This is a genomic window from Undibacterium sp. Ji22W (assembly GCF_049340305.1).
Classification (GTDB): Bacteria; Pseudomonadota; Gammaproteobacteria; order Burkholderiales; family Burkholderiaceae_D; genus Undibacterium.
The window spans coordinates 995,074-1,006,980 of the sequence record NZ_JBMPOU010000003.1 but is presented as its reverse complement, the minus strand read 5'-3'; the positions used below and the strand labels follow the sequence as shown (position 1 = coordinate 1,006,980).

8 protein-coding genes are annotated in these 11,907 nt (G+C 46.1%); 6 read left to right on the top strand and 2 right to left on the bottom strand.

All coding sequences use genetic code 11. From position 1 onward, the window contains the following. Positions 1 to 258 precede the first annotated feature (258 nt). The gene (locus ACO0KW_RS16905; protein WP_423054517.1) at positions 259 to 1,839 is read left to right on the top strand and encodes a dipeptidase; all 1,581 of its coding nucleotides are present in this window, start codon (positions 259 to 261) and stop codon (positions 1,837 to 1,839) included. Between the two features lie 549 nt (positions 1,840 to 2,388). Then, a complete protein-coding gene (locus ACO0KW_RS16900) occupies positions 2,389 to 3,672 on the top strand; it encodes a PQQ-dependent sugar dehydrogenase (protein ID WP_423054679.1) in 1,284 nt (427 codons plus the stop codon). A 455-nt stretch (positions 3,673 to 4,127) separates the two neighbouring features. Here the strand turns inward: ACO0KW_RS16900 and ACO0KW_RS16895 are convergent, their stop codons facing one another. Then, positions 4,128 to 4,709 carry an outer membrane beta-barrel protein gene (locus ACO0KW_RS16895; RefSeq protein WP_423054516.1) on the bottom strand — a complete coding sequence of 194 codons (582 nt, stop codon included), beginning with the start codon at positions 4,707 to 4,709 and terminating at the stop codon, positions 4,128 to 4,130. Between the two features lie 360 nt (positions 4,710 to 5,069). Here ACO0KW_RS16895 and ACO0KW_RS16890 point away from each other — a divergent pair, with 360 nt between their 5' ends. Together ACO0KW_RS16890 and ACO0KW_RS16885 are read left to right on the top strand one after the other, a co-directional pair. Further along, positions 5,070 to 5,753 carry a YceH family protein gene (locus tag ACO0KW_RS16890; protein WP_423054514.1) on the top strand — a complete coding sequence of 228 codons (684 nt, stop codon included), beginning with the start codon at positions 5,070 to 5,072 and terminating at the stop codon, positions 5,751 to 5,753. A 186-nt stretch (positions 5,754 to 5,939) separates the two neighbouring features. Next, positions 5,940 to 6,482, top strand: coding sequence for a sterol desaturase family protein (locus ACO0KW_RS16885; protein ID WP_423054512.1), 543 nt, complete (start codon positions 5,940 to 5,942; stop codon positions 6,480 to 6,482). Between the two features lie 303 nt (positions 6,483 to 6,785). On the opposite strand, the gene ACO0KW_RS16880 is transcribed toward ACO0KW_RS16885, so the two are convergent. After that, positions 6,786 to 7,532: a hypothetical protein gene (locus tag ACO0KW_RS16880; protein ID WP_423054510.1), complete on the bottom strand. Its 747-nt coding sequence runs from the start codon at positions 7,530 to 7,532 to the stop codon at positions 6,786 to 6,788. A 447-nt stretch (positions 7,533 to 7,979) separates the two neighbouring features. Between ACO0KW_RS16880 and ACO0KW_RS16875 the strand changes: the two genes are divergently transcribed. Together ACO0KW_RS16875 and ACO0KW_RS16870 are read left to right on the top strand one after the other, a co-directional pair. Beyond that, positions 7,980 to 10,247, top strand: coding sequence for a TonB-dependent receptor plug domain-containing protein (locus ACO0KW_RS16875; protein WP_423054509.1), 2,268 nt, complete (start codon positions 7,980 to 7,982; stop codon positions 10,245 to 10,247). A gap of 652 nt (positions 10,248 to 10,899) precedes the next feature. Beyond that, positions 10,900 to 11,907, top strand: coding sequence for a hypothetical protein (locus tag ACO0KW_RS16870; protein ID WP_423054508.1), 1,008 nt, complete (start codon positions 10,900 to 10,902; stop codon positions 11,905 to 11,907).

Sequence of the window (11,907 nt, the reverse complement as noted above, 5' to 3'; positions counted from 1 at the left end):
TACCAATCTAAATCCATATCTGCTTATTCCCATCGTCACTAAACTTAAATAGGACAAATAACCGCGCTGGTGTGTTTGCTTGAATACGTGACGTAGAGGAAATTTGTGAAATGGCTCAGACCGTGTTTCTATGCTCGGCTCACATACATCACATTTAGTTCACGATAGACTCGAAAACGCGCCTAAACTTGGGGTCAACCATCGCCCCGATTGGGCTACACTATTGTTTCTCCTTACCTTCCATCACAAAGAGTCACCATGTTAGAGTTACTTTCTCGCCCTGCTCGAAAAATCCCAGTTGCCGCGGTTCACCTGCCTCAATTTAATGTCATGCGTCTGAGTTTAATTGCTGCTGTGTTTGCCGGAACGCTCAGTGCGACCGCCAGCGACGCCAACAATCAACCCAGCATTGTCGCGCAACAGACAGCCAGCTATGCGGTGAAAAAATATGATAAAGATATTCTGAAAACACTCGCCGGCATGGTGAGCTTTAACACCGTCGCCAATCCCGCCATCGCCTTTGAGAAGAACCCTGCGCATCTGGGCTTCAAGAAGTATTTGAAATCGGAAGCTGCACGCTTAGGCTTTGATTTCAAAGATGATGGCTATGTTGTGGTAATTGGCTACGGCAACAGCGATGAACGTGTTGGCGTAATTACGCACGGTGACGTACAGCCTGTCGATCCTAGTAAATGGAAGCAATCGCCATTTAAGCTCAATGTCAAGAGTGAGCCCGGACGATTATTGGGTCGTGGCACGGAAGATGATAAGGGACCGATTGCCAGTGGTTTATATGCGATGAAGGCGATTAAAGACAAAAAGCTGGCTTTACGTAAGCGCATAGAGCTGTATGTGTACATGGCGGAAGAGTCAGACTGGGCACCTTTAGAAGCCTATTTAAAGACACATACGCCGCCCCAAATGAATATTACTTTGGATGCTGAATATCCTGTCGTAATTGCGGAAAAAGGTTATGGTACCGTGCAATTTACGGTACCAACGCAAGACCCAAAAATCGCAACTAATGAGGTGCACTTGAGCGCTTTCGGTGGTGGTTTTTTTGGCAGCCAGATTCCCGAAGATGCGTACGTCAGCATTCGCAACGCCACTCCCGCTATCGAGCAACAAATCAAACAACGCGCGGCAAAGCAAGACAAAATGCAGTATTCGTTTAGTTGGCACGAACACGAATTGCGGATTAAGGCACGTGGAGTTTCCGCGCATTCGTCAAAACCAGAAGATGGTGTCAATGCGATTGCGATGTTGGCCGACGCCCTTTATTTTCGCACCTGGCAGGAAACCACTGCGGGAAGCATGGTGAACCTGATCAACGAATTACTAGGTACGAGTTTATATGGCGAAAAATTTGGTAAAGCTGCCTATCACGACAGTTTTATGGGTTCTATGAGTATGGCACCGACGGTCATCAAACAGACAACTGAGGGTATTCAATTAGGTATCAATATCCGCCGCCCACAAGGAAAAGAAAGCGCGCAATTACAGCAAGAAATCCAGGAAACCCTCACGGCTTGGCAGGCAAAACACGTGCCTTTACACAATGTTTCCGTCGAATTGAGTGATCCTTGGATACGCAAAGATGCGCCGCAAGTTCCTACATTGCTGTCAGTTTTTTCACACTATACTGGTATCAAAAATGCGCAACCTATCGCCGTCGGTGGGGGTACCAATTCACGCATGTTTCCAAATGCTGTGAGCTTTGGACCCTCCATGCCCGGCATGGTGTATTCAGGGCATTCAGAACACGAATTTATCACGACCAAACAGTTATTATTAAACTTGCAGATGTATACCGCTGTGCTGGTCGAATTGGCTAAGTAAGCAGGTCGCCACTACAAGCGCTCAGGTATAGAAATAGAAATTACGTAAGTTCAAAATGTGATGAAAGCAATGAGAGCAATGTGAGCACGTGTGCCCGCATTGCTTTTACTCCTGAAACTCGTGAATCTTGGGGCGTTGGAAATTTTTCCGTTTAACACTCGCACTTTCGTCACTGCTAACGATCCGCTGCTTTCTAAGATTAAAAAATTTTTTGTGTCAGCAACGCATGCTTGCTGTTATACCCATTGGCAAAACGTGCACCTGCTATGTCGGTCATCGCACAGAAGTGCAGACGTCGTTCCCTGATCATATCGACACAGTTGAATGCGAACAACATGCAGGCAAGTCGAGACTAGCCGGAATACCCTCTTGCACAACTTGCCGACCATGCCTGCAATCCGGTAGCCAATCTCGTACGTAATCCAGCGCAGTTTTCCATCGTCGATCACTGGCTATCAGTGAAGGCCCAAAAAGCACACGCAAACAGGGAGTAAACAATTGAGAGATACCAACTATTTACCATTCGGTGTTTGCTTACTATTCCTCACAATGACAGGGTGCGCAGAATTCGCGACTGTTCCAGCACAGGCTGGATTTGGCGCAAATCCGGTACTTCCCCCGCCTCTCGCAACTTTCATCCCAACTGTCAATATTGCGCCTGCCAAAGGCTGGAAAGCGGGTGAAATGCCTATCGTTGCTGCGAGTCTCACCGTCAGCGCCTACGCGACAAAGCTTCAACACCCGCGCTGGCTCTACGTACTTCCAAATGGTGATGTGCTGGTTGCAGAAACCGATGCGCCTCCCAAGCCCGATGACAGCAAAGGGATCAAGGGTTGGATCATGAAAATGGTGATGAAAAGCGCAGGTGCCGCAACACCCAGCGCCAATCGCATCACGCTGCTACGCAATGTACAGCCCGACGGCAGTGCTGAATTTCGCTCTACATTTCTAACTGGGTTGAATTCACCATTCGGTATGGCCCTGATCGGCAACAAATTGTTTGTTGCCGATACCGATGCAGTATTGAGCTTCCCCTATCAAACTGGCGATACAAGTATTGCCGCCTCTGGCATCCGATTGATTGAGCTTCCAGCGGGTACCATCAATCATCACTGGACCAAAAATCTTCTGGCGAGCCACGATGGTAAGCGCTTATATGTGACAGTTGGCTCAAATAGTAATGTCGCTGAAAACGGTATGGAGAATGAGTTCGAGCGCGCCGCGATCTGGGAAATCAATATCGCCAATGGTCATTCGCGCCTATTCGCGACTGGTCTACGAAACCCCGTTGGATTGTCCTGGGAACCTTACAGTGGTGCCCTGTGGACAACCGTCAACGAGCGTGATGAAATTGGTAGCGATCTGGTACCGGACTATATGACATCGGTCATCGATGGCGCTTTTTATGGCTGGCCATACAGCTATTTCGGACAACATGTCGATCAACGAGTGCAGCCGCCCCGACCGGATCTGGTGGCAAAATCCAGAATCCCAGATTTCGCGGTTGGAGCCCATACCGCCTCGCTAGGCCTGACTTTCTATAGCGGGACTATGCTACCAGCACATTACAATGGCGGAGCTTTTGTCGGTCAGCATGGCTCTTGGAACCGTAATCCCCACAGCGGATACAAAGTGATTTTTATTCCTTTTAAAGCGGGTCAGCCGACGGGAGAAGTCGAAGATGTACTCACAGGCTTTCTTAGTCCGACGGGCAACGCACTAGGCAGACCGGTCGGGGTCGCAGTCGCGAAGGATGGTGCCTTATTAGTTGCGGACGATGTCGGTAATATCATCTGGCGAGTCGCGGCTACGACAAAGTCTTTAGCCCGATGAACTTTGCATGCACACGGTTCCATTGATACTCATGCCCTTAAAGTATCTAATTTCACCTCGCGTATTTGGTGTAACTTCTTTCGGGACCAAAACCAACTGAAGTTTTAGCGTGTTGGTAAAACTCGATCACCAATTTTGGCATTCCCGTCTAGCTTCGCCGCAGGACGTGGGACGACCGAAGATCGTGACAAGCGTCGATCATATTTCTGAAACACCAAACGAGAGTACGCAAGCTGCTGAAATTAAGCAACACGACGATTATGCAAAAAAGATCGTCAAAGAAAGCGAACTCTAAAAATTAGGTTTTCTTCGACATTTCGCCATGTCTCTTAAAAATAGTACGTCACCGCGACAATCACAATCCTTCATGTGATTGTTGGTTTCAATTGACGCTGATGGGACCACAATCGCGTGATATGTGGCACGCGATTGTACTTTAGGTTTCAACTACCCTTTTAAAAACGCCACTTGATACCAGCTTCGAGTTTTTGCTGAGGTGTTCCACCGATAGAACCGGCACGATCAAATCCGATCAGTAAACCTAATTGTTTTGTGACGCTATACTCGACACCAAAGCCGACCAGTGCACGCAGGTGATCATCAGACCGCTGTCCGCCAAAATCAGCTTGAATTCTGGCAACACCAGCTTTTGCAAAGAGGGCCCAATGGTCACTGACTGGCATATTGAATTTGGCCGCCGTGTAGAGCATTGTCATATTCACCTGAGTCTGCAGGGTTTCAGTTTTCTGACTACCAGCCGCCGGTACTTGAAAACGATATCCCCAGTCAAGATAACCTACTTCTATGCTTACATCGCGCTGGAGTTCGACGCCACCATAGAATTTTTTCGAGAGTGAATGATCATAATCCGCGATCGATTTCCCGGGCGCATAAGTCCAATTTCCTTCTCCCGGAGTCGTTACAGATGCTCCGACGTACACTTGCTGTGCATGTGCGACTTGCGCGACACTCAAACTGGCAAGACCAACAACGGTCAACTGCAATGCGACCGCGACAACTGAGAATAATTTTTTCATGTATCTAATTTTCAATAATTTAAAATGGATAAGCAACTTATAAAACGACGATTTCGAAAAAACCTCAATTAGCTTTCAACGCAAACCGACATGAAGTTTGGTGCGCATTGTAATTCATTATTAAATATTAAAATCGGTAAGTACACTCTACATCGCCGAAACCTCGTAAATAGGCATAAAATCGAAAACAGCTAAACATTCGGGTAAGCCATACACTGTTCCGAATGTGTAACCACAATTGACCAAAGCACCGACTATTGAGTATCCTCGGGCCAATCGCTTCATTTCAATAGCCGAGCGCAATGCCCTCATCTCTAATAAGTTTATGTATCCTGATAGTGAACTCACGAAAGCAATATTATGACCAGCGAACTGAACTCCACAAATAATGAATTTCTCGATGAAGTTGAAGTTCGTGTCTTGGGCTCGCTTGCCGAAAAAGAGGCAACCACACCCGACAATTACCCACTCTCACTCAATGCATTGGTGAATGCCTGCAATCAGCTCACTAGTCGCGACCCCGTCATGTCGCTGAGCGAATCACAAGTGAACGACGCACTTGACCGGCTCGCCGCCAGAAAGCTCGTTGGCATCACACACCAAGCTGGTGCCAGGGTTGCCAAGTATGAACATCGGATGCGTTTAAAGTGGATGCTAGAGCAGGACAAATTAGCTGCACTAACGATTTTGATGTTGAGGGGATGGCAAACTGCAGGAGAAATTCGCAGTCGTGCCGGACGCTTACACGAATTTACCAATGTGGCCGACGTTGAGAAGTCCTTGGATTTCCTGATGAATAAATATCCATCCTTAGTGAGTCGACTGTCATTAGCACCAGGTACTAAAGAACCACGCTACGCACATTTACTGACTTGCGATGAAGCTGCTATCGAACAGCACCAAGCGAACACGCCTGTGACGTCCGCACCATCATCCATGCACAAGGACAGATTAGCCCACCTGGAGGAAGAAGTGACACAATTGCGCAATACCGTGACGGAATTGACAGCGCAATTCGCGGAATTCAAGAAACAATTTGAATAAATTTATAAGTCGTCAACCCCGCTTGCATTCAATGATGCGGGGTAAAGATAATGCGCGGGCATCAACTTCCTAATCGTTCTTTGGTGCGCGAATGCGTATGGAAGCGCACAGATAGGCTTGTGGTGAACACTTATACTAGAACAAGTTCACAGACAAAATTCTTGAAGTCGACGTTTAGGGAGAGTGATGAAAATCTTTATGCCAGAGCACAGTAAGGCGGCATACTTCGCTGATTTTCTCATTTATGGCATCGCCATCTTGATGTTAGCCTTGTTCTTGTTGATTGCAGGCCCTCGAGCTCAAGCGCTGGAATTGACTGGCCTAGTGGTATCGGGCGTATTCGTCTGGACCGCCGTGGAATACCTCATACATCGTTTCATATTGCATGGCGTACAGCCATTTCAACGTTGGCACGACGAACATCATCGAAGACCAGCTGCATTGATACGTACGCCAACTCTTCTTAGTGCTAGCTTAATTTTAGCACTGGTTTTTTTCCCCGCATTACTGTTTAGTAGTCATCTCTGGCGTGCTTGTGCCCTCACCTTAGGCATGCTGTTGGGCTACTTCATTTACACCGTCACCCATCACGCCATTCATCATTCGGCCATACAGAATGCATGGCTAAAACGTCGACAGCACTGGCATGGTCTCCATCATGATCATCAGGAACCCGGACGTTACGGCGTCACCAGCAAGCTGTGGGATAGTATTTTTCGCAGCAATTGAACAATTCAATTATGGACATTCGCGAATTGTTCCAAAGGTTTTGCATGATCTCGCCTGCAGCTTTTCTATCCACTTCATTGCCCGAACTAGCGTCCGCGGTATGATCATCGATAAGGTACAAATACGCCAAACCAAGACGCGCGGCCAATGGCGCGACAGTTTGAAAATCTTCATTGCATTTGGCACTTAATTCCCGACGATGATTAACCAATTACCAAATAAGCTTCGTGTTTCCGGCAGCAATTCAGTACCGTACTGTTGAACGCCTACAATCAGAGAAGTGAGCTGCGCGCATTGTAAATTTTAGTTCTCTTGTTTGATGTTCGCCACTGCGCGCCGCGCATACTTGACGAGGGCATTGTCGTTTAAGTCGGTATCCCACACCGGCAATACGTATTGATTATCGGCATTCATCTTAAATGACAGAGTTGACTTTGGTGTTTCGAGCGTAACCGCGTCAATCCCAGCTGGCGCGAAAAAATGTACTGCCACAGTTCGAGAAGTACAGGGATTACCTGAAGCCAACAACTTAACGTAAGTACTAAACACGACCGACACGTCCTGCTTTTCAATTGCCCACCGCACCTGACATTCCAGCCGGAGATCACCCAAACGTTTAGCATCTTCTGCGAGATTGGCGCTTTTCACATAGGGCTTGATGTAAAACTGGCCCTTAGGCTTATTTAACATTAGATCGTACTCGTCTTCTTTTTTGAGTTCAATCAACGGCAATTGAAATTTCCCGCTAGCATCGATAGGAATATTAATCGAGGCATCGTCGCTCGCGAGGCGCATCGTAAGGCCCCGTACATCCGCGCTCTTGGATTTTGGAATTAAGATGAAATAGAGCTCCGAGTTTGGCGCGAGTTGATGTTGTTCCTTGTAGGCGATTAATCCTTTGAGCATTTGCGAATAAGAACGCAACTCTGGTCCTTTGTAAGAGGAGATCTCGACCCGGTTAGTATGGTCTTCGACGGTGCTTTCCTGCGCATGCAGCGTGACAAAAAGCGTTGTTAACACGAGAACTACGGCAAGTTTCACTGTTTTCATAGCTTGTTCTGAGGTAATTGATGGATAGCTAAAAATTATAAAATAAAAATTAAAAAAGTTATTAATAATTTTCACATGCATGCTATCCCATCACACCACCGACCCCGCTGATAAAGGGCACTTATCGTGCGCTTATTTTCGCGCAGAGAATCGCATGGCGTCCCCTATTGATCGAAAAATGGATCATTCGCGCCTATTTCATCGTTCGCTATGAGCGATTGCAATATTGATTTTCATTTGCGTTTTCACATCCTGTTTCGATACGCAGATTTCAATCACTCATTTGATCCTTTCCTCCTTTCGCGCCAACAAAACAGCATTTCATCGCAAACTGATACTGCACGCTTTGCGTTTTCGATAAAGTTCGATCCACTTTGAAATCACAGGTTTTTTTGTTTGCCACAGACATCACGGCACACACTTTTTATTGAGGAATATATGCACCCTATGCACACTATGCACACACCATTTTCGAAAACGTCGTCGGCAAAAGTCTGGTCTTTGAAAGCTCCCTTGAAAGCGCCACTTAGCTCAGTCATAACACTTTTGTTGTGCAACGTATTGGCAATCAGCGCACATGCCCAACAAACCACTGACACACAGGTGCAGGTAAAACAAGAAGTGCCCGCAAAAAAGCCAGAACCACAACGCGTAGAAATACAAGCCCGCAACGAAACACAACTAGCACGTCAAGACGCTGCGGCAAAAACCATTATTGGCACCGCTGATTTGGTAAAATTTGGTGACACAAATGTACTCGATGCGATGCGGCGCGTACCTGGCGTGCAAGTGAATAACAATAAAATTCAATTGGTGGGTATGAACGCCAATTACACGCAGGTCTTGATTGATGGTGAACCTCCACGCGGCGTGAATGTGGAAGATATTCCTATGCAAATGATAGAACGCATAGAAATTTATCGCACAGCGAATGCCCAATTTAGTACGCAAGCGGTTGGTGGTACGGTCAATATTATTTTGAAACGGACGGCATCCACTGCACAGCAATCAATCAAAGTCACGGTCGGTCATGTGCAGCGCGAACAAGGTAGCGTTGAATGGAATAACTCCGGCAAACAAGGCAATTTTTCGCACGCTGTAGCGGTCACTGCAGGCTTGAACTCGGCCGGCGCGAATGTACCGCGCGATACCAAAACGGAACAAACTATCGCAGATAGTACAGGGAAAGTATTGCAACAATACGACTCACTCACTGAACGCCGTATGACGGATCGGGATATCCGCATTTCTCCCCGACTGCAATACAAAACGGATTCGAATATCAACTTAACTTCTACCACCATGTTTGCCTATGGCAGTGGTGAGGCAGACAGCACCAAAGAATATGATTTCTTACAAGGGGCACCTTTAGACATTGCAAAAATACGATATCGCGACACGAATGAACGAGCCAACTTAAATAGCACGATACGGGCGACTGCCAATATTGGTACTGATTGGAAACTAGATATCTCGGGTGGATTCCATGCTAGTCACATGAAAAATTCGCAGAGCTCGCAAAACTTTAAGACCGGTAACGATACTAATGGCGACCTCAGCTTTGTACGAAACTACGATACTGACGTGAGAGTTCTAGGTGCTCATACCAGCGGCAAAGTTAGTATTCCCACCAATACCGAACATGATCTAGTCATTGGATGGACAGGGTCAGGTACCACCGTACATATTGATCGAAATCAAACCGATATTTACGCTAGCAGTGCGCAACCAATTTATTTACCGCAAAGTGCACGCAACGAACTGTTTAAGTCGGCACTGTATGCACAAGATGAGTGGAAATTTCAAAAAAATTCTTCCGTTTATCTTGGCTTGCGCTGGGAATCCTTAGGTATCAATAGTGAAGGATCTGCGCAAGATAAATCCAAATATTCAACCAGTGTCTTAAGCCCAATTGTTCAAACTCTATGGCAACTCGATCCACAGAATACTGACCGGATACGCTTAGGTTTAGCGCGCACTTACCAAGCACCGAATGATTTTTATCTAGTGTCACCTAAAATTTATTCGGTGAATAATTCAATTCAAAATCCTAATTTTGTGGGCAATCCAAAATTACGTCCTGAATTGGCATGGGGTTTGGATGCGGCCTTTGAGCACAATGGTAAAGATGGATTGAACTACGCGGTTCGCGCCAAAGTCCAACAAGTCGATGATTTACATCGCGACACCATCTATTTTGAAAACAATGCATGGTGGAAGAAGTACATTAATACCGGAAGCGCGGTTGGACAGAGTTTAGAATTAAGCACGCAATTTCCACTCAAGCGTTTTATGACAGACGCACCGGATGTCGATGTCAGCATGACGTATATGCACTTCTGGTCAGACGTGAAAGGCTTGCCACAACCATTTAATCAACTCAATCCTTACACCTATCAATTCACGCTGAATCTAAATTATCGTATGAAGGACTTACCACTCACCATGGGAATGAACGCAAAGTTACAAGATTCCCATTGGCAGCAAATCAGTCTGACAGATCGCGAGTATGTCAAATCACCAGCCACTCTCGACCTGTTTGGATTATGGAAATTTGATAAACAAAATCAGATGCGCTTGGCGATTAACAATATCACCAATAGCAAAATGACTGACGCCACCAGCCGCAGCAACGTGCCAGGCTATATCAGCACCTTACATACCGCGGTTGATCGGGCACGAAATGTGAGCCTGAGTTTTGAACATAAGTTCTGATAAACAATCATTAACTCCCGCTCAAAATCGTGAGTTAACATAGTCAGTCTTGAAATCACGGTGGGCATATATGCCCACCGAGGATTCTCCCTTCTGCCACATCAATCTTGGTTGAGATAGAGTGATCGCACCATCGTCAGGCTTCCAAGTCTGGCTTTGCCAATTTGCACGACAGAGTCCCTTAGAATCGCCCACCGTAAGTCACATTCGTCTACTTATCCCAGAGCATAGTATAGCCACTCACCCTTCCTATATAAAACCGACATAGCTCCTCACGTTTTCGCCATAGCTCGTCTCTTTCAATTGAAACGATAATCCTCTTATACGCTCCGAGAAATATCAGTGAGCAAATTACAGTACCAGCGGATTGTGTCGGTGAGCAATACACCGATTTCCTCCTCGTATTGCAAGCAGCAATTTAGCGATATTTTCAGAAAAACATTCCGGTGAGATGAGCGTAAAACTTTGTCCTCTCAAAAAAATATCCATAACCGACGTGCAAAATCATTGTGTATAAAACGATTCAATGATTTTCCGTGCCTCTAAAAGATCGCAGCAAAAATCTACAATCTTTTAGGGGAAGTTTTAGCCGATTAGGTTCATGCGAAAAAACGCTGAGCCAATTACTTACATTCAATTGGGGGATAAAAAAATGAAAATTAATCAAATACAGATAGGCACTGACGCTGGGCATACGAAAAAAAGATCACTATCGATTGCTGTTGGTTTGTTAACCCTTAGTTTGGGCCTACTCACTAGCACCGCAGCGTCAGCGCAAGGGAATTCGGAAAAAGAAACAATTCCAAACAAAGTACAACACAAAATCAATCCGGGTCACCCGACAATAGGATTAGCGGCTACTGGTGATACAGCAACTCAGTCGCCAATTACATCTCGTGGCGGTAAAGTGATGACGGGCGCACCGAATATTCATTTGATTTGGTATGGTAATTGGGCACAAGGTAATGGAAGTGATACTGCGGCTGGTCAACAGATTGTGCGCGAATTTATGTCAGGGATAGGCAACTCTCCTTACCTTGCAATTAATAGTACCTACACAGGTTCAAATGGACAGGTCAGCGGTTTGTTGGGTACTGTACAAGAATCAAATGTTGGTTACACTAAGGGCAAACGTTTACGTGATGCGGACATCTCCCAAATCGTTTCTGATTACATAACCAGTAGCGGCCAGAAAGATACGTCAGCGCTCTACTATGTCTTAACATCTTCTGATGTTGCAGAACTGTCTGGATCTTGTACAAAATATTGTGGATGGCATACCGCCGCCAATATTCAAAACGCTGAAATCAAATACAGCTTCGTCTTCAACACTAACCGCTGCCTTTCTAGCTGTGCGGCACAAACAGTGAGCCCGAATGGGAATGCTGGTGTAGATGGTATGCTGTCTGTGATGGCACATGAGCTTGAAGAAGCATTGACCGATCCTGTCGTCGGTGCGACTTGGGTTGATGCCAATGGTGCTGAAAACGCAGATAAGTGCTCGTGGACTTTTGGTCATGCACAACAAACTGATGCCAAAGGCGCTTCGTACAATTTGACTTTAAATACGATAAACGGATCGAAAAATTATTTAATTCAACGTAATCTGTCAAACGTAGACAATAAGTGCTATTTGAATGGCGCACGCACAATTAACTGA